Annotated in this window: 16 protein-coding genes; 10 read left to right on the forward strand and 6 right to left on the reverse strand. The window is 61.3% G+C overall.

Annotated elements, in window-relative coordinates; genetic code table 11:
- Positions 1-5: 5 nt before the first annotated feature.
- Positions 6-2711, reverse strand: a complete 2706-nt coding sequence (locus KY084_RS05020) for a TonB-dependent receptor (RefSeq protein WP_246586879.1) — start codon at positions 2709-2711, stop codon at positions 6-8.
- A 233-nt stretch (positions 2712-2944) separates the two neighbouring features.
- Between KY084_RS05020 and KY084_RS05025 the strand changes: the two genes are divergently transcribed.
- The 6 genes from KY084_RS05025 (at position 2945) to KY084_RS05050 (ending at position 8356) form a co-directional block, all read left to right on the forward strand.
- On the forward strand, positions 2945-3679 hold the full coding sequence (locus tag KY084_RS05025) for a GntR family transcriptional regulator (RefSeq protein WP_219237334.1): 735 nt from the start codon (positions 2945-2947) through the stop codon (positions 3677-3679).
- A gap of 52 nt (positions 3680-3731) precedes the next feature.
- Positions 3732-4739, forward strand: a complete 1008-nt coding sequence (locus KY084_RS05030) for an SIS domain-containing protein (protein WP_246586907.1) — start codon at positions 3732-3734, stop codon at positions 4737-4739.
- Entirely contained in the window at positions 4739-5875 is a 1137-nt protein-coding gene (gene nagA, locus KY084_RS05035) for an N-acetylglucosamine-6-phosphate deacetylase (protein WP_219237336.1), read from the forward strand. The genes KY084_RS05030 and nagA overlap by 1 nt, the downstream gene beginning before the upstream one ends.
- Positions 5876-6245: 370 nt before the next feature.
- Positions 6246-6521, forward strand: coding sequence for a BA14K family protein (locus KY084_RS16665; protein ID WP_219237337.1), 276 nt, complete (start codon positions 6246-6248; stop codon positions 6519-6521).
- A 162-nt stretch (positions 6522-6683) separates the two neighbouring features.
- Positions 6684-7280: a TetR/AcrR family transcriptional regulator gene (locus tag KY084_RS05045; RefSeq protein ID WP_219237338.1), complete on the forward strand. Its 597-nt coding sequence runs from the start codon at positions 6684-6686 to the stop codon at positions 7278-7280.
- A 14-nt stretch (positions 7281-7294) separates the two neighbouring features.
- Positions 7295-8356 (forward strand): SDR family NAD(P)-dependent oxidoreductase, encoded by a 1062-nt coding sequence (locus KY084_RS05050; protein WP_343227953.1) that lies wholly within the window; start codon positions 7295-7297, stop codon positions 8354-8356.
- A gap of 62 nt (positions 8357-8418) precedes the next feature.
- Here the strand turns inward: KY084_RS05050 and KY084_RS05055 are convergent, their stop codons facing one another.
- Entirely contained in the window at positions 8419-8589 is a 171-nt protein-coding gene (locus tag KY084_RS05055) for a hypothetical protein (protein ID WP_219237339.1), read from the reverse strand.
- Positions 8590-8952: 363 nt separating this feature from the next.
- Between KY084_RS05055 and KY084_RS16670 the strand changes: the two genes are divergently transcribed.
- The 4 genes from KY084_RS16670 to KY084_RS05070 all read left to right on the forward strand — a co-directional run bounded on the left by KY084_RS16670 (position 8953) and on the right by KY084_RS05070 (position 17127).
- Positions 8953-9180 carry a hypothetical protein gene (locus KY084_RS16670; protein ID WP_219237340.1) on the forward strand — a complete coding sequence of 76 codons (228 nt, stop codon included), beginning with the start codon at positions 8953-8955 and terminating at the stop codon, positions 9178-9180.
- A 35-nt stretch (positions 9181-9215) separates the two neighbouring features.
- A complete protein-coding gene (locus tag KY084_RS16675) occupies positions 9216-9338 on the forward strand; it encodes a hypothetical protein (protein ID WP_343227954.1) in 123 nt (40 codons plus the stop codon).
- Positions 9339-9536: 198 nt separating this feature from the next.
- Positions 9537-16613, forward strand: a complete 7077-nt coding sequence (locus KY084_RS05065; RefSeq protein WP_219237341.1) for an autotransporter outer membrane beta-barrel domain-containing protein — start codon at positions 9537-9539, stop codon at positions 16611-16613.
- Between the two features lie 262 nt (positions 16614-16875).
- The gene (locus KY084_RS05070; protein WP_219237342.1) at positions 16876-17127 is read left to right on the forward strand and encodes a hypothetical protein; all 252 of its coding nucleotides are present in this window, start codon (positions 16876-16878) and stop codon (positions 17125-17127) included.
- A gap of 55 nt (positions 17128-17182) precedes the next feature.
- Here KY084_RS05070 and KY084_RS05075 read toward each other — a convergent pair whose 3' ends face one another.
- The 4 genes from KY084_RS05075 to KY084_RS05090 form a co-directional block, all read right to left on the reverse strand.
- Positions 17183-18130, reverse strand: coding sequence for a toxin-antitoxin system YwqK family antitoxin (locus KY084_RS05075; protein WP_219237343.1), 948 nt, complete (start codon positions 18128-18130; stop codon positions 17183-17185).
- Positions 18131-18135: 5 nt separating this feature from the next.
- Complete coding sequence (locus tag KY084_RS05080; RefSeq protein ID WP_219237344.1) at positions 18136-18342, reverse strand: hypothetical protein; 207 nt, start codon at positions 18340-18342, stop codon at positions 18136-18138.
- Between the two features lie 289 nt (positions 18343-18631).
- On the reverse strand, positions 18632-18970 hold the full coding sequence (locus KY084_RS05085; RefSeq protein WP_219237345.1) for an HVO_A0114 family putative DNA-binding protein: 339 nt from the start codon (positions 18968-18970) through the stop codon (positions 18632-18634).
- Positions 18967-19251 (reverse strand): toxin-antitoxin system TumE family protein, encoded by a 285-nt coding sequence (locus tag KY084_RS05090; protein WP_219237346.1) that lies wholly within the window; start codon positions 19249-19251, stop codon positions 18967-18969. Before KY084_RS05090 ends, KY084_RS05085 begins: the two co-directional genes overlap by 4 nt.
- Between the last annotated feature and the right edge of the window lie 329 nt (positions 19252-19580).

Genomic DNA, 19580 nt, shown 5'->3' on the forward strand with positions numbered 1-19580 from the left:
TATGGTCAGAATTTCAGCTTCGCGCCAAGCCAGAAGGTTCGCCCATTGTCGTAATAGGCGCGCGGGATCGAAGGATCGCCGACGAAATAATACAGCTTTTCATTGGTCAGGTTCTGCGCATCGAAGCTGAGCGCCACATGCGGCGTGATATTGACCAGCAGCGATCCGTCGAGCGATCCGAAATCATCCTGCCACATCGGCGTCGCGCGATCGATGCCGCTGCGGAATTTCGACCGGAAGGTATAGGCAAGCCGCGCCGACAACAGGTCGTTTTCGAAATAGCCGGTGATGTTGAACGTGTGCTTGGAATTGCCGTCCATTACCTCGCCGTCCGACGATTTGGCATCGGCATAGGTATAGTTGGCGATGAACCCGAAGCCTGCGCCTATGGGTTGCTGGAGGTTGATTTCGACCCCCTTGTTCGACCCGCCCGGTCCGTTGACCGGTCCGGTCACCAGGAAGTTCGCGCCATCGGGATGCTGTTGCGTGACGAGGAAAATCGTGCTGCTCGCCGTGGTGATGTACGACGTGATGTCGAGATAGAACAGGTTTACCGACAACAGCGATTGCGGGCCGTAATACCATTCGGCCGCGACGTTGAAGTTCCAGGCACGATACGGGTCGAGATTGGGATTGCCGCCCGCCGTCGCGGTCAGCGCCAGATCGCTTGCGGTGAACGCCCCGGCAAGCTGGGCAAAGCCGGGCCGCGACATCACCTTTGCCACGCCGCCGCGCAGCAGCAGGTCGGGCTGAAGCGAGAAGGTGACATTGGCGCTGGGCAGCCAGTCCCAATACCCGCGTGAGGTGGTGACGGTGCCGCAGGTGGAGCAGAACATCGTGACGGCATTGGCTTCGGCCGCATTGGGCGAATATTGCAGCGCGTCGAGATCGGTATGCACCGCGCGCAGGCCGATATTGCCGCGCCAGCGCGAATCATCGTCAAACTTCGCCATGGCATAGAACGCTTCGGTCTTTTCCTTTACCGAAAAGCTCGCCTGCGGGTAGAAATCGAAGACCCGCCCGCCATTGGTGCCGTCAAGCTGATCCAGCACCAGATCCTGATCGGCGAAGGAATAGCCCGGAAGCCCGCTCACCCGGTCGTTGTAATCGTCGGGCGTCACGCCGCCGTCGAACACCGTATCCAGCCCGACATCGCTGGTTCCCGAATAGGCCCCGTTGCCTGCCCAGGAATATGCGTCATAGATCAGCTCACGTTTGTGATCGGTATAGCGTGCGCCGACCTTGACCGATTTCAGCAAACTGTCGTCGAAGGCATATTCGACATCGGTTTTGGCGTAGTATTCGCGATCGGGCGAGATAATCCGCCCACCCCATGACCAGCTGTAATAATTGTCGAGATAGCCGGCCGAGGTCACGTCGTCGGGCAGGTCGGGATAGTCCACTGACGCGCCCTTGCCGTCGATCTGATAATCGACGCCGGTATGCCAATAGGTTTCCCAGGCATAGGTATCGGTCGTCGCGCCCTTGCCCTTGGTATAGCCGATCTGGCCGGTGACGGTGACATGGTCGCCCGCATGCCAGGTCGCATCGGCGTTGATGTCCCAGGTCGACGAATAGGAATCGCGGAAGATATCGTCTTGCACCCGGCCGTTGACCGGCGAACCATCGGCGGTGGTCCCGGCAAAGCTTGCGGCAGTCAGATAGCCGTTGGTGACGGTATAATCCTGCAGTGCATAGCCATCGGTTCCCGGCGTCGAATTTGCGCCGATGACGTTGCTGATCCACGCCATCGAATTGCGATTGACGTTGTTCGCGTCGAGCCGGCTGTACAGCCCGTTTATGTCGAGTTCGAAATCGCTGTTCGGTTTGAACTGCAACGCCAGCGTGCCGCCCTTGCGCTCACGCTTCTGGGTGAAATAGCTCGCGCCGATCAGATTGGGCGCGGCCACCGTTTCGCCGCTTCCGGCGAAATCGTCATAGCTGGTATAGCCCAGAAATTCCTGGCCATCGCGGCGGAAGAAGCGTTCCTGATAAAAGCCGGTGGCAAGGATGCCAAAGGTTTCGGCCTTGTTCTTCCAGCTGAACAGTCCCGATACCTGCGGCGCCAGCTTGTCGGAAAGGTCGTTGTAATTGGCCTGCACGGTCAGGCTGGCGCTATAGGCGGGAAGGTCGAGCGGCATTCGGCTGTGCACGTTGATCGTGCCGCCCACCCCGCCTTCGGGAATGTCCGCCTGGCTTGACTTGTAAACTTCCAGGCTGCCGACGATTTCGGAAGGCAACAGCGAGAAATCCAAGCTGCGCCCGCCCGCCTGCTGATCGAGCACGAACCAGTCGCCGCTGGCGATGCCGTGCCCGTCGAGCAGCGTCAGGTTCAGCGCGGGATCGGTGCCGCGGATCGATACCGACTGGTTTTCGCCGAAACCGCCCGCCGCCGCCGAACCGGTGACCACGTTCACCCCGGTCAGGCGGCCAAGCGAATCGGCGACGTTCTTGTCGGGGAATTTGCCGATATCCTGCGCGGTCACGACTTCGGAGATCAGGTCCGAATCGCGCTTCTGGGTCAGCGCCGCCTGAATCGAGGCGCGAATGCCGGTGACGACGATATCCTCGTCCTGCGTCGCGCTATCGTCCTGGCCATAGCTATCCTTTGGCGCGGTCTGCGCAGCGGCGGGCATTGCCGCCATCAACGCGATCGCGCTTGCCGTCGCGGTGAACAGCGCCTTGGGCGCCGTGGTCGGAGCATAGATCATAACCGGTCCCCCTCTGGTTGATATGCTTTGGACCATACCAAAGCATTACCGATGCACCCGCGACCAACCAGAAACCCCACCTATGGCCACGGAAATCTTGGTTCCGGCACAAATTAATCTTCATTCGCCATAAATTTGCAATACCAAAATTGATGCCAATATGATTTTTCGCAATTTTGGTATTGAAAAGGACTTTCTTTTAGCCGTAAGGCTTGGCGATCGAGAGGGGGCCAATGTTCATCGAACGTATCGGAAAACTGGAAGATGGCGGCAGCGCGCCGCTCTATCTTCAGTTGCAGCGCGTCCTGCGTTCGGCGATCGAACGGCACGTCCTCGCGCCCGATGAGGCGCTTCCGCCCGAACGCGATCTGGCCGAAGCATACAATATATCGCGTGTGACGGTGCGCAAGGCGCTGGACGGGCTGGTCGATGCGCATCTGCTTACCCGCCGTCGCGGTGCAGGTACATTTGTCGCGGCGCGCGTGGAAAAGAATTTCGCGACCATCTCTTCGTTTACCGAGGATATGCTCGCACGCGGACGCCAGCCGGGCAGCCGCTGGGTTTCGCGAAGCAAGGGGCAGGTTTCGCCCGAAGAGGCGATGGCGCTCGGCCTTGGTCCGGGTAGCCCGGTCTATCGCTTCGTGCGCATCCGCTATGCCGATGGGCAGTCGATGGCGCTGGAACAGGCGACGGTGCCCGAAGGCATGCTTACCTCGCTCGATGCGGTCGGCGATTCGTTGTACGAGGCACTGGGCGATGCGCGGCCGGTGCGCGTGTTGCAACGGTTGCGCGCGGTATTGTTCGCGCCCGAACATGCCGAAATGCTGGGCATCGATCCGACCGCGCCGGGGCTGGAGATCGAACGCCGCGGCTTTGCCGCCGATGGGCGGACGTCGGAATTCACCAAATCCTATTATCGCGGCGACGCCTATGACTTCGTGTCTGAACTCAGCACCGCGCCGCGCTGACCGGCGCAAAGGGGGACCAATCATCGTGCCGATCACAGCCGAAACCACGTTGATGTTTCGCGAAGCGAGCGAAGCCGGACAGGTCGCCCGGCGGCAACGCGCCGCGAATGCTGGAGTGCTCGATGCGCTGGGCAAGCGGCTGCGCGGTGATTCCCCGCGTGCTGTGGTGACGCTGGCACGCGGAAGTTCCGACTGTGCGGCAACCTTCGCGCGCTATCTGATCGAGCGCCGGGCAGGCGTGCTGACGAGTTCCGCCTCGCCATCGGTCGCGTCGGTCTATGATTCGGTGCCTGATATGCATGGCGCTCTGGTGATCGCCATTTCGCAATCGGGTCGCAGTCCGGACCTGTGCACCGCGGCGGCGCGCGCGAAACGGCAGGGGGCAACGATCCTCGCGCTGGTTAATGATGCCGGCTCGCCGCTCGCGCGCGATGCGGATATCTGCCTGCCGCTTCATGCCGGGCCGGAACGCAGCGTTGCGGCAACCAAGAGTTTCATCGCCAGCCTGACCGCGGCGCTGGATCTGATCGCGCACTGGACCGAAGACGTGGGCCTGTCGGCCGCGCTGGATGCGCTTCCCGATCAGCTGGACGCGGCGTGGCAATGCGACTGGACGCCCGCCTTGCCCCTGCTGGAATCGGTGCGCAGCCTGTATGTTGCCGGGCGCGGTCACGGCTTCGGGATCGCGCAGGAAGCGGCTTTGAAATTCAAGGAAACGTGCGGGTTTCACGCCGAAGCCTATAGCGCCGCCGAAATCCGCCATGGTCCGATGGCGATCGTCGGCAAGGGCTTTCCGGTCCTGATGTTCGGTCAGTCCGATGCGAGTCTGGAAAGCATTGCAGACCTGGCGCGCGATTTCACCGCGCGCGGCGCCACTGTCCTGCGCGCCGGGGTCCCGGGCGAAGGCGGTGTCGTGCTTCCGGTCATCACCGCCGATCCGCTGACCGCGCCGGTGCTTGCCATCGCCAGCTTCTACCGCATGGTCAATGCGCTTGCGGTGCGGCGCGGGCTGGATCCCGATTCGCCGCCGCATTTGCGCAAAGTGACCGAGACCGTCTGATGCCAACCGCGCTTTGCAATGGTCGCATCATGGTTCCGGCTGGCCTGCGCGATGATGTCTGCGTCGTTATCGACGGCACGGATATTCGCACAGTATCTTCCGGTCCGCCGCCTGATGCGGAGATCGTCGATCTGGGCGGCAAGCTGCTGCTGCCTGGATTCGTCGATGTGCAGGTCAATGGCGGCGGCGGCCGGTTGTTCAACGACGATCCGAGCGTGGAGACGATCGCGGCGATCGCCGCCGCACATCGCCGGTTCGGCACGACGGGTCTGCTGCCCACGCTGATCAGCGATGATCTGAACGTGGTGGAAAAGGGGATAGCTGCCGTCGACGCCGCGATCGCGGCGGGCGTTCCGGGAATATTGGGTATCCATGTCGAAGGCCCGTTCCTCAGCCCCGCGCGGCACGGCATCCACCTGACCTCCAAGCTGCGGCGGCTGGAGGACGATTTCATCGCGGTTCTCGGCGGCGCGAAGCATGGCCGCACCCTCGTCACCATCGCGCCGGAAATCGTTAGGCCTGATCAGGTCGCGCGGCTCACCGCCGCCGGGGTGATTGTCTCGGCGGGCCATTCGGACGCCGGTTACGATCAGGTGCGCGCCGCAATCGATTCGGGCGTCACCGGATTCACCCATTTGTTCAACGCCATGTCGCAGCTTCGCAATCGCGCGCCGGGCATGGTGGGCGCGGCGCTGGAGGATGAAAGCGTCTATTGCGGTGTCATTGTCGACGGTCACCATATTCACCCGGCCAGCCTTCGCGTGGCACTCCGTGCGAAGGGCCCCGAACATATGATGCTGGTCACCGACGCGATGCCCAGCGTCGGATGTGAGAATGGCGATTTCCTGCTGCAGGGCCGCGCGATCACGCGCAGCGACGATCGGCTTCTGGACGCCGAAGGGACGCTTGCCGGTTCGACGCTCAGCATGGCGCGCGCCGTTGCCAATGTCATCGATATGGGCAGGGTGACGCTGCACCAGGCATCAAGGATGGCATCGACCACTCCGGCGGAATTTCTGGGATTGGGCGACCGGCTGGGTGCGATCGTGGCGGGCCTGCGCGCCGATCTGGTCGCGCTGAACGACGATTATACGGTCGCGCAAAGCTGGATCGGCGGCGTTCCGGATCGCGACTGAGGTATCGTTAAAGCATCTCACTGGTCTGCGAATGCGTCGTCTGATCGCGCGTCATCGATCAAGCCTTTTGCGGTAGGGTGTGTATGCCGGAAGCATGGGGGAGCGGCCTCGCCTGCCGGGGTGTTCGATGCGTTTTATGCATGCTTCGATCCACGCCCCGCCGAATCCGCGCAGGAAAGAATATTCAATCAATATAAAGCTGGTATCGTCAATTATACCGATGTCGTCTCCACCGCTCAGCGCGCGGCAGGCCTGGATTCAGGCGCAGGTGGACCGCCAGACGGCGGCAATTGCGCTATCCAGGCGATCGGAGGCGGCTGGGAAGGCCTTGGAAAGCGGGTGGGACCATAACCGAAGAAGGAAGTGAATAGTGAAGAAGACAGCCATTATCATCGCGGCGATAGGAGCGCTCACCACGACGGCGGTTCCGGCATTCGCGCAATCGCATCAGGAACGCCGGCCTGCCGCCCGGCACGACGATCATTCCGGTCGTAACGACGATACGCCGCCGCCCGCCCACTGGAACCGCGGCAAGAATGAATGGAGCCATCATGTCGCCGCCTGCAAGGCGCGGTATCACACCTATAATGCGCGTACGGACATGTTCTATGCGCGACCCGGCGTGAAAAAACGCTGCCGTCTGTAACGACGCGCCGCAAAAACCGGCCCGGCCCCGCTGGACGGGCCGGTATTGCGCGTTACACTGGGCAATGCCTCTCCGCTTTGCCGGGGCAAGTCCAGTGCGGCAAGTGTGCGTGTCTCCAAGAGAGACCTGTATTCAGGGTAGCGCTCCGGTTAGCTATGCTCCATGACCAAGCCGCCTGCAAATGCCATCCGATCCAAAGGACGTCCGCTGCGCGCCGATGCGCAACGCAATATGGAAGCGATCCTTTCCGCAGCCAAAGCGGTTTTTGAAACAGAAGGTGTAGACGCTCCGGTGCGCGACATCGCTGCTGCGGCCGGTGTCGGGATGGGTACGCTCTATCGTCATTTTCCGCAGCGCGCCGACCTTATCTCCGGCGTGCTTCGCTCCGAAATCGATGCCTGTGCCGACGCGGCGGCGACGTTGGCTGCCGAACATGATCCTATCGAGGCCTTGCACGCCTGGATACTGCGCTATGCCTTTTTCATCGGCACCAAGCGCGGTTTGTCGTCCGTCCTGCATTCCGGCGATCCGGCATATAAGACGCTCCCGGATTATTTCGAACAACGCTTCAAACCGGTGCTTCGATCGCTCCTTGCCGCTGCGGCGGAAGCGGGCGAGGCGCGCTCTGGCGTCGACCCGGACGATCTTCTGAATGCGATCGGCTGTCTGGGCATGCGGACAAGTGCAGGCAGCAGCGAACAGACGGCGCGCATGGTCAGCCTTCTGGTCGACGGCCTACGATACAAACCCGACCGCTGATTTTTTACAACGATGTGGTTGTAAGCGGAGCTTTGCTCCGAATATATAGCGGAGCAACGTTCCGCTTATTGCATCCCAATCGTCAAGGAGACTCAGCTGTGAAAACTTTCGATCGCGACGCGACGACCGAGGAGGTTCTCGCCGGCCATGACCTGTGCGGTAAACGCGTTTTCATCACAGGCATTTCCGCCGGTCTCGGCCTTGAGACTGCCCGCGCGCTCGCCAGCCATGGTGCTGAGGTGATCGGGACCGCACGCGACGTCGCTAAAGGCGATGCCGCTTTGAAAAGCGTGCGGGAAGAAATCGCTCGTAGCGGCGGAAGCATACGGCTCGTCCCGATGGACCTTGCCGATCTCGCCTCGGTCCGGTCCGTGGCAGATGCTCTCGTCACGGCGGATGAACCGCTGGACCTCGTCATCGCCAACGCGGGCATCATGGCGACGCCCGCCCTGGAACATACGAAGGAAGGTTTCGAACTTCAGTTCGGCACCAACTTCCTTGGTCACTTCGTATTGGCGCAGCGGCTTGCCCCGCTGATGCGCGAGGGGGGGCGGCTCATCGTCCTGTCCTCGAACGCTCATCGGATGGCGGACGTCGATCTTGTCGATTACAATTTCGAAAGCACGCCTTACGACCCGTGGACCGCCTATGGCCGCTCAAAGACCGCCGACGCCCTGCTTGCAATCGCCTTTGACGCCCGGCATCGCGACCGCGGCGTTCGGGCCGCCAGCGTCCATCCCGGCGGCATACAGACCGAATTGACGCGCAGCCTGGAACCGGACGCGTTCATGGCAGCGTTTCAGGCCATGCATGAGGAACATCTGAAGCAAGGCAACCCTCCGTTCGAGGGCAAGACGATTCCGCAAGGCGCCGCCACTACCATATGGGCGGCTATCGCTGCGGATGCCGACGAGATAGGCGGTCACTATTGCGAGGATTGTCACGTGGCGGAAGTGCTTGCCGACAATGTGGAGACAAGCGCCTTCAATCCCGGTGTACGGCGCTACGCTAACGATTTGGATCATGCAGAGGCGTTGTGGGCCAAGGCTGCCGAGCTAACCGGCGAGAAGCCCTGACCACGGCTGAAACGCGTGGGGTGGGGCATCGACGCCTGTCCCATCCCACGCAGTGCAGGATATCACCATGTTCCAAAAACCCGGTCGCTCGTGCCGCCGGTGCCGATCAGGGGAAACGGGCTGTTAAGTTCGTGCGCGATCGTGCCGCGCAAGGCGTTATGACGCTCGCCAGACCAGGTGCTTTGGGTGCTTTGGCCGGGGAATAGTCGCTGCAGCGACAACACCGCTTTCATTGCCACCGCCACCGACCGCATCGGTCACCGTGTGATATGCCAGGACCATCTGCCATCCAAATGCCGGCTGCGTCGCCCTGCGCGCGCGATAACGGCATGTGCCCAAAGCGGCACCCGTCTTCGACCGGAAATGGTGCGCTTACAGGACTCGAATTGGGTTCATACAGCATTGTAAAAGATAGGGTTTTTAAAGCCGGCGCTATTTGTGGTCCATCCATGGTCCGCCCCTAAAATCGTTCCCTGTTCAGAACCCGAACCGGCGCCATCAAACAACTTTCGGAAGTCGATTCGCGGTGCATAGGTCAAAATTCAATCAGCGTTTTGATTGCCGCGGATCGGAGCTGGGGAACGGAGAACCGCATTGTGGCGCCCGCATGGTCGCAACCCGCGCGAAAGCGGCTGATCTTTTCCGACGGAATGGACGTTGACACGATTGAGCGCGTTTATCGTCATTTTCACGGCCGGTTACGGATGGGCTTTCGGGGCAACCTCACCAGCGATTTTCGCAATTGCGATCCGGGCGGAAGCAAAGCGCTGGTGCAGATATCGCTGGTCACCAAGGCGACCAGCGCGACTGCCAGCCGGCAGTGAGGCTTCCCGGCAATCCCGAAAAGGCGAGCGGGGATGTGGCTGAGATCGAACGCTATCTGCGTATTTTTGGCGGCAAGGGCAGGGTTGCCCATCCGGTGGCGGTGCAACACAAGCTTTCCCGAGCTATCTTAAGAGATTGTCGCGAAAGTGGCTCATGACAAGCTTGCGCTTAGGGTCGGTGATGTTGGCCAATGAAATCACAAAGGTTGCTTCAAACAGGCTTTCCTGCCGCTCGATTCTTGGTTCTTTTCGCAAGCCATCGACTGGTCCCGATTTCGTAATTCTCTAAATTTCTAATTTTTCTCGACTTATTTGTCGCGCCTATCTAGCTTACCTGTTCAAACGGGGGAATATTAATGAACATTGGTAGTGCGCTGCGCAGGCGGCGGTTGCGGACGTATGCGCTGGGCACGAGCGCGATCGCGCTGGGTATGGTATTGGGTGGGTCGGCCGCTGCGCAGTGCGCGCCCGACCCCACAGTCGAGAACGGGACGACCAATTGTACCGGTACCGATAATGACGGGCTGACCATTACCACCTACAATACCCAGGTCACCGTTGCCGCTGATGCCGTGGTAAACGCAGGTTCGTCCGGTGCCGCCATCACTGCGCAGGCCCCGGGCACCTCAATAAGCGTAGCGGGCACGGTCAATGGTGCGAGCCAACCGGGTATTTTCATAACTACGGGTCCGGCACGGACAGAGCCGTGCGATCCATATGCTGGCGCCAGCATCGGCAGTTGTGCCCCTGGCTCGACCGTAACCGTATATCCCTCTGTCGACGCTTCGATCTCGGTGAAGGAAGGCGGGACGGTAACCGGTGCGCAAGCAATCCTGATCCGCCGCGCATCCGACGCATCGAACAGCGCCAGCGCTTTTATACAGAATGCCGGCACCATTACCGGAACGAACGGCGAAGCAATCTTGGCGGATGATACCGGCTTCGGCGCGGTTTCTCTCTCCAACGCAGGCACCGGTCTGATTAGCGGCGGTGTTGCCGGCGCGATTTCCTATGTCGACAATGTAGGCACGATCAATGGCACGTCGCGCGCCGCGATCGCGGCTACCTCGACAGTCACTGTTACGAACCGCGGAGCGATCCTGTCGGACGGCACTGCAGCGACGCTTAGCGCAACGGGCAATCTGACCGTGTCGAATGGCGAAGGCGCAACGATCGGGGGAAGCGCGATCGCGATACGTACAAGCGGTGCGCTGTCGCTGACCAACGCCGGGACGATTGACGGATCCGTGATATCGACAGCCTCGGCGGACCAGTCGAGCACCGTCGATACACGTACCGGCATCATTGATGGCGATCTGCTGTTGGGCGCGGGAGATGACACGCTGCTCGCGCTCTACGATCCGGACACCGGCGGCATCGCATCGATCACCGGGATGATTGATGGCGGTGCCGGCATCGATACGATCACGATCGGTATCGATGCCGATGCGACAATCACGCAGGCGGTGCTACCGGGCAATTTCGAACGGTTCGGGCTCGACCTGTCGAATAATGCAATTGTGACGATTGCTGCCGAATTCACGTCTGCCAGCGGCCTTTCGCTTTCGGGTAGCGGAACCGTCATCAACCGGGCAACGCTGGTGACGAACGGGGCGGCAATTACATCTAACGGCCTTGGCGGGCTGACATTTACCAATCAGGGATCGGTTTCCGCGACGCTGGACGATTCATTCCTGTTTGCCGTCGATGCGCCGAACACGGTCAACAACAGGGGAACCGTTACAGCAACGGGCGGCGGCGGCATCAGCGCAGCTTCGCTGCTTGATAACAGCGGCACGATCATCGCTTCCGATACCGCTGCTGCGGTCGCGTATGGCACGCTGACCAACAGCGGCATGATACGTTCGACCGCCGGAATCGGAGCCACGCTGTTTTCGGCCGGTATCGAATCGACCAACAGCGGCACCATCGCGGGCGCAACTACTGGTCTGTCATTGTTTAACGGGACGTTGGCCAACAGCGGCACGATTTCAGGCGGCGATACCGGAGTGTTGCTGGGCGGTACGCTGATCAACACCGAGCAGGGAACTGTTACAGGCTCGGGCGCCGCCGTTGCGGTCAACGGCTCATCCGCCCGGGTCGTAAATGCTGGCACGATTAACGGGGATGTCGATCTCGCGTTTCCGTCCAGTTACGATTCGAACGAGGGTCTGTTTGTTGATGAAGGCGGCACCGTAAACGGTGCGATCCGGCTCGGCGGCGGTGATGACGAACTGGTTGTCACGCTTGGCGACGATGCCGGACGGCCCCTTGCCGGTGCGACCGGTGGCGTGGATGCAGGTGATGGCTATGATACGCTGCGCTACCGGGTGAATGCAGATGCCGATGCGGCGATTGCGTTGACTGGCGGGTTCGAGGGGCTGGCCTATGAGTTATCAAATGATGCCGCGCTTACCCTAACCGCGTCCAAACCGATTGCCACCACCATTGGTCTTGCAGGCAACGGCACAGTAATTCTGAATGGTGCGGTCTCAACCACCGACCGGCAGTTGATTGATGCATCCATCCCGACCGTGGCGCAGCTTGCCGAGGGAACATCGGGACCGGAGCGCGATCTCGCGATCATCAACAATGGCAAGCTGCAGCTTGCCACCACGTCACAGAGTTACAACTACGGTCTCGCCGCTATCTATGCCTATGACGCGGACATAACCAACAATGGCACGATTGCCGTCAGCAACGAGGAAGGCGGCTATTACCCCGCCGCCGGAATTTTTGGCGGAACGAACGTCACCAATGCGGGCGAAATTGCGCTGTCGGGCGGCGGCATTGCGGTCTACGTGGCGCAGAATGTCGTCAACAGCGGCACGATCACAGCGTCGGGGGCGGGCGCGGTCGGCGTTTCCGGGGTTGGCGAATTGGTCAACAGCGGCATCATTCGCGCCGATGGTACGGCAGTGCAGGGAGGATATGCATCGCAGTCGCAGATATCCAATAGTGGTACGATCGAAAGCCGCCTGGGCACCGCCATCGTTCTTAGCGGTTATGATTCACAACTGGTCAACGAGACGACAGGCAAAATCAACGGCGCGGTCGCGATCGACATTTCGAGCGGCGGCACGATCGTCAACCGCGGCACGATAATGGGCGATGTCTCCGCGTATGCCTATTCCTATACTTCGACAAGATATGTCGCCGATGGCGGCAGCCTTAAGGGAAATCTGATCTTCGGCGCGGGGCAGGACATGCTGGTGCTGTTCGGTGAGGATACGGGCGTCACCGGAATGATCGATGGTGGCGATGGCAGCGACATGCTGGTCCATGCCCGGCGGGAGGATGCCACCGTTGCACTGGGCGTGACGCAGATCACAGGGTTCGAACGCGAAGGCGTCAGCGCTATCGGTGTCGATACGCAAGTGACAGTGGAGGCGGATTTTCCCTTTGAGGACGACCTGATGCTGTCGGGCAATGGCAAGATCATCAATACTGCCTCCATTACGGGCGCGGTCACGACCTCAACCTATGCCCTCGCCGCTGCGTTACCCGAAAGTGCGGGACTGCTCGCGGCGTTCACCAATCAGGGCATGATCGACGGGGGCTTTTCTGGAACGGTGGGCCGCTTCACCAACAGCGGTACCGTCGGCGGTACCGCTCTGAGCGGTCAGGCAGTAGGAATATACACTGGTGATGCACTCGTGTTCGGCAATAGCGGCACGATCGGCAATGATGAATCGAAGGTCGCTGTCAGCCTCCGGGGAGATGGCGCAAGCACGATTTCCGCAACCAACAGCGGTGACATCAGCGGTGGCGTATCTGTCGCAATGCGTAATCAAACCTACGAGCCGGTGGAAACGGTCAGTCTTGTAACGGCATCGCTGATTAATAGCGGTTCGATTGGTGTCGCGAGTAACGACACGGCGGCGGTTTCGATCAATCTTGATCTGTCGAACGACAGCGCGGGCAGTGTGGTGCTCACCAATTCAGGTACGATCGAAGCTTCCGGAACAGGCGGTGTCGGCGCATCGATTGCGGTTGACGGCTATGCGGGCGAACCTGGCGCGGCGGGAATCGAGGTAACCAATAGCGGCACGATCAGCGCCAATGGCGGTGGCCGAGAGACGGTATTCGATTGGGGCAGCCAGACATTTCGCTACACCGACCCGGCTGTCGGCCTAGCGCTCAGCGCACCTGACGGTACGACCACCGCGACGGTGGCAAATAGCGGCACGATCGAGGCGACGGGCGAACGCTCTGTGGCGATACTGGCGCAGGGCACAGCACTCGACCTTACCAACTCAGGAACCATTCGCGGTGGCGGGGACACCCAGCTTTCCGGGAACGATCAACTTGCCTATACGATCGGCACGCCCTATCTTGCCAGCGCGATCCAGACCATAGGTTCGGCGGACGACCGGGTCGTCAATACCGGATCCATCATCGGCTCGGTGGCGTTGGGCGCGGGCGATGACCGCGTGGAAAATTATGGCAGCATCGAAGGCGATGTATTTCTGGGCGAAGGCGACGACAGCTTCGTTCAGCTTGCAAGCGCGTTGTTGACCGGCACTGTCGACGGCGGCTCGGGCGATGACAGTCTGATCATCGACGCCACCGGCGGGGGCGCGGTCAATGGCGACCAGTTCGTCAATTTCGACCGCTTTTCGCAGATCGGTGAGGGCGATGTCGAATATTCCGGCGACTTCACTTTCGACACCATCGGTCTCTCGGGAGGTACGATCAGCGTAGCGGCGGGTGAAACTCTGGCCAGCGCGGGCGATACCACGATAACCGGCAGCGATGGGGCCGAAACGCTCGACAATCGCGGAACGATCATGGGCGGCGTGGCGCTGGGCGGCGGTGCCGATCGCATCGACAATCGCGGTGCGATCCTCGGCCCGGTGTCCCTCGGCAGCGGCGACGATGTTTTTGTCGATTATGCCGGCAGCAGCGCAGGCAGCGTGGACGGCGGATCGGGTATCGACCTGTATCAGGTCCCCCTGTCGGGCGATCGTAGCGGCATCGGTCAGCGCACCAATTTCGAACGTCTGGCGGTGGAGGGACGCGGCACGCTGTCGCTGGTGCTCGATCAGCGGTTCGACCAGATTTCGCTCTCCGGTACGGGATTGAACCTTTCGCTCGACGAATGGAGCGTGGGCCGGGTTACGGGCAGCGATGCGGCAGAAACGCTGGCGGTTGATGGCGATATCGCCACCGTCCGGCTCGGTGGCGGCGACGACGATTTGGCGCTGGGGGGCGTCCGGGGCGCGGGAAGCTATGATGGGGGTGAAGGCAGCGATACCTTGCGCTTCACAGCCGAAGAGCCGGTGCTGCTGACCGGCACGGCGACCGGGTTTGAACAGGTGGTGCTCGCCGGACATGCGCTCACCGTCACCGGCACGTTGGGCAGCGTGGGCGCGCAGATTGGCTTCGGCGATGATGCGCAACAAATTACGGTCGCCGATGGTGGTGCCCTCGCTGGAGTGATCGACCTGGGCGGGGGAGACGACGCATTCGTTCTCGCCGCCGGATCGGTGCTGGACGGCACCGTTTCAGGCGGTGCGGGCACCGACAGCATCACGCTGGAACTTGCCGGTGACAGCGCTTTGTCGGACAGTGTGCTGAGCAATTTCGAACTGCTCACCAGCACGGGTGAGGGCACTCTGACATTTACCGGCACCCACGCCTATCAGAGTGTGACTGCGGGTACCGATCTTTCGGTCGCACTTGAAGCGGTGCTCAGCGCTGAGCAGGTCACATTCGGCGCTCGCGACGACAGCCTGACGATTGCAGGTCGCTTTAACGGCAGCGTCGATGGCGGTGCCGGAAGCGATACCGTCACGGTGTCGGGCGGGAGCGCAAGCGCGCCGGTTGCCTTCGCGAATGTAACAAACATAGAGGCTTTCGCCCAGACGGGTGGGTTTGTAACGCTTTCCGGCAACGCTTTGCTTGGCACGCTAGCCATGTCCGGCGGTCGGTTCGTAGGACTGGCGGGGTCGACGCTTTCCGCCCGGCAGATCGTGGTTGAGCGGGAAGCTACTTTCGGCTCGGCAGGAACAGTCAACGGAGATATTGCGGTTGCCGGTACGCTCAGTCCTGGTGCGAGCGTTGCGACGATGACGGTTAATGGCAATGTCGAACTGGCTTCCGGATCGGTTTCGCTGTTCGAAGTCGATTCAGTCGGTGCCGACCAGCTGCAGGTAAACGGATCGGTGGCGATTGATCAGGGCGCGACGTTGCAGCTTGTCAATAACGGAGAGGTACAGCCCGGTACCTCTTATGACCTGATCGTGGCGACTGATGGAATTACGGGCAGCTACAGCACCATCATGAAGCCCGACTCGCTTTTCGGTTTTGTCGTTCAGCGAGCGGACCGGATTCAGTTACTAGGCGAATTTCTCGGCGATGCCGGTTTCTCGCCGCAAGTCTCTCGCTCGATCGACTATGCCAATGAGACGCTTCAGGTACAGTCGGCGACAAGCAGCCTGTTCGACGCGCTTCCCGCGCTGGTCGACGAGAACGGTGCGTCCGATCCGCAGGCGTTTGCCCGGCTGACGCCGGAGGCCTACGCCACGGCGACGCAGGCGGGGATCGACAATGCCCTGACGCTTGTGGGGGCTGCGCGCGGACCCGCCTTTACGACGGAGAACGATGCGCCCGGCCTCTTCATCTTCGGACAAGCGCTTGGGCAATGGCATACGCTTGGCGCCGATCAGGTCCAGGGGACCGCGAAGGCGCAGACACATGGCTACGGCTTTCTCGGCGGCATCGGCTATGGCGATGCGACGTTCGCGGTCGGTGCGTTCGGCGGATATCTCAACACACGTCAGATGATCGACACACTGGGCACGCGGACGAAGAATGACGGTTTCGTGGCAGGCATTCACGTCCGTTATGCATCGAACGGATTCGGTCTTGCCGCCTCGATCCTCTATGATGGCGGTGATGCCCGAACGACGCGCGCGCTGCCCGACCGCACTAGCGCGACCGGACGCTATGGCCTGCATAGCTGGGTGAGCGACCTGTCGGGTAATTATGCGATCGGTATGGGGAAGGAATGGGCGCTTAACGCACGCGCTGGGGTCAATTACATGCGCACGAACCGCGGCAGCGTAGCAGAGGCGGGCGGTCCATTCGCTCTTGATGTTGCGAGCGACAGCCACACCGCCGGTTTTGTGGATGGCGGAATCATGGTCGCGCGCAACGATACCTCGCCCTCGCCGTTCCGGCCATTTGTCGCTCTGGGCGTGCGCTATCAGTTTGATGGGCGCCGCACCGATGCGCTGGCGAGCTATGCTGGCGGTCCCTTTTCGCTCGAAGCACTCGGTGCCGGCCGTGCCCGAGCTGTGGGAACGGCGTCGGCCGGTCTGTCCTATCGCCTGACGAGCGGTGTAGACCTGTTCAGCACCGCTTCCGCTCAGATCGGCCGTGACGATCAGCAGGAAACTATTTCCACGGGTTTCCGGGTACGGTTCTGAACGACGGTGCCGGCAGAAATGTCGGCACCGCCATGGCATCGGAAGGATTTCGCCCAGAGCAGGGAAAGCTATCATCATGTGGCAGCTGCCACACAGCTTCGGTCGAATTGGGATAGCAATGCAGATGGCGGGATAAGCCTTGCGGCGGCGATTGTTAACCGACGGCGCTGGGCTGGCGCTATCGCCGGAGAATATAGAGTGTCGAGGAACAGGCCCACCCGGACGCGCCAAGTCATTCCCGGTTGTGTGAAAGGCAGTCGTCATGACGAAATTTCCCCGCGTCGAAGCATATCGCGCACGGATACGCCAAAGGGACTTCACACCGCTGACCGATGACGAATTGCGCGCAATGGTGCAGGCGGACCGGTCCGCGCGCCACAATGCGGCGATCGAGGGCTTGGCAATGGGCAGGGAAGACAGCGCGTTCAGCGATATGCTGCTCGCCGAGCGGGTTCCCGCCGCGCTCGCCTCGGAATTGATGCTGCATTTCGTGAAGGACGGCCTCGCCGGTTGACGCCGGAGCAGGCAGCGTCGTGTTTTCACCCACGCCGCCGCTACCGTTCCGTGCGCTATTGCGGGCACTCGCAGCATTGCCGGTCCTTGCGGATCACCGGGGCGAGCAGCTTATGGTCATATGCCTCCACCCGCTCGATGATTTCATCGCCGCTGCGCACCGTTTCCAGCTTGTAGATATGCGGCGTGAACGAATAGCCGATTTCGGGCAATCGCGCCGGATCGTCGGTGCCGCTTTGAAGCACGGTATAGGTCCGGCATCCTTCGTAGCGGATCATCTTCAGCCCGCGGCCATAGCCGGGGATCGTGACCGGCCGGGTGATGCGGCGGGGCGTGCCGTCGACATTCCACACCCGGCCATCGACGAACTTGCCATCGGACGAATATTCGAAACGGCGCAGCAGCCGTCCGTTCGTCTTGCTCCACAGCGCCTGTATGCCGACCCGTTTGCCCATGGCGTAGCGTTTGATGCTGAACGCCTTTCCCGAGGGGAGATATTCGATCACCGGGCCGTCGGCATATCCCGCGCGATACCGGCCGCGCTCGATCATGTGCCCGGCCTTGTCATAATCGGCATAGTCGCCGTCGCGCTTGCCGTCGCGCCAATGGGCGATGGCCGCGGGGCGTCCGTTGGGATGATAGACGCGATAAACGCCCTCAAGCCCATGCGGGCCATAGGTCCATGCTTCCTTGAGCGTTCCGTCGGGATACCAGCTGCGATAGCGGCCGCTCAGTGCACCCGCTTTCCAGTGGCGTTCCATGGCGAGCGTGCCGTTGCGGTGAAACTGGCGGTCGCGCCCGTCCTTTTCCCCGTCGACGCATGCCACCTGCCGCATCAGCGTGCGATCGTCGCGGCGAAGCTCGACCATGCCGGTATAGCCGGGCCTGCCGGGCACATGGCACAGATCGCTTTCCGCCACCTGTTCGTGATTTTTGATCTCGACGCTTTGCGACGCGGCCGAAGTGGCGAGGAGCGCGCCCAGCGTGGCGATCGGCAGCGTCATGGCGATCAGCGCCGGCGTTCGCGCACGAAGAAGCTAGCGATCATCAGCACCAGGCTCACCCCGCCCACGGTTCCGCCCAGCGACCACAGGGTGCGGGCGTCATCGGGCGTCATGCTGGCGAAGAAGAATGGTGCAGCGAAACACGCCGCCGCGATCACCAGCCCGATGATACCGAAATAGCGAAAGAGGAATTTTCTGAGGTTTCGAACCATGCGAGCGGCTCTACGCACGCGCGGTAAGCCGAAGCAACCGCGCGATCCCACTCCGACGCGGCATCGGCACGGGATATCGCGGGGGTGGGGTGAGGTTGGCCCGCGCCATCACGGGCGGCATTCAGACGGTGAACGCTAGGATGCGGCGCCTGATCCGGATACAGCGATGGGTGATCGGGATCGTCGCGATTGAACTGCTCGTCATCGAAATCGCCCGCATCGCACCGCTGTTTCGATAGACGCCGAAAGCGTGGCGGATTTTGCACGGTGCAAAATCTGCCAGCCCCGATCATGCCGCTTTGAGCATGAAATCGACATGGACGGCATCATAGGGGAAGACGATGCCATCGTCGGTGCGATCAATCACCCCAGCCTGGATCAGCGCCTGAACGTCGCCATGCACCGCCTTCACGTCGCGGCCGACGCGGCGCGCGGCCTCGCGGATCGACATGGCGTCTTGCCCCGTCATCGCATGCAGCAGTTCCCAGCGCTTGCGGGTGAGCGTCTGCCAGAGCAGCTCGGCCGAGGCGAACGAGATATGCGCGCCCTGGTCCTTGCCGTCGAAAGCAGCCAGCGCGCGAGCGGTCAGATCGTCGCGTGAGGCGACGGAAAGCGTCACCGTGGTCATTCAGGCCTCCATTGGTCCACATCGTTCCAGAAGTCCGCCAGCAACCTCTCTGGGGTCGAGAAGGTATAATCCGTCTCGATCGTGCCCAGGTGCCGGTGATCGCCCTTGCCGGCCTCGTTGTCGTAGCGCAGCACGCAGACGCCGGCGACGACATAGGCGAGGGCGTATTTGAGATCATGGCCTGATCCCCGCACCGGCTCGGGCACCCGCCATATTCGCATCTCGACAAACGCATCGACCGCGAGCTGGTGACGTTCGTGAAGCAGCAGGCTCGCCTTCATGGTGGAGTATATGCCAACATGACGCGCTGTTGTCAATCAGTCCAACAATCCCCGCGCAATCTTTGCATGGTGTAAAGGTTCGGCCACCATAATAAATAACGCCTTAAAAATTATAGGGGGGCCCTGTCCCCACCTCTCAATCGTTCTGAACCGCTTGTCGAAAATTCGCCGCCGCATCCACCCACCTCGCGTCCAGAAAAGGACGCGACATGACCACACCAGCAGGAGTGAACAATGCGAACATCGGACGGTTACCCATGATGAAGCGTAAGGCAAGATAAAAGGAGTGGCTCCCCCTATGGGTTAACCCCTTGTCTGCACGTCGAAAT

The sequence above is a fragment of the Stakelama flava genome (assembly GCF_019351405.1).
GTDB classification, from domain to species: Bacteria; Pseudomonadota; Alphaproteobacteria; order Sphingomonadales; family Sphingomonadaceae; genus Sphingomonas; species Sphingomonas flava_A.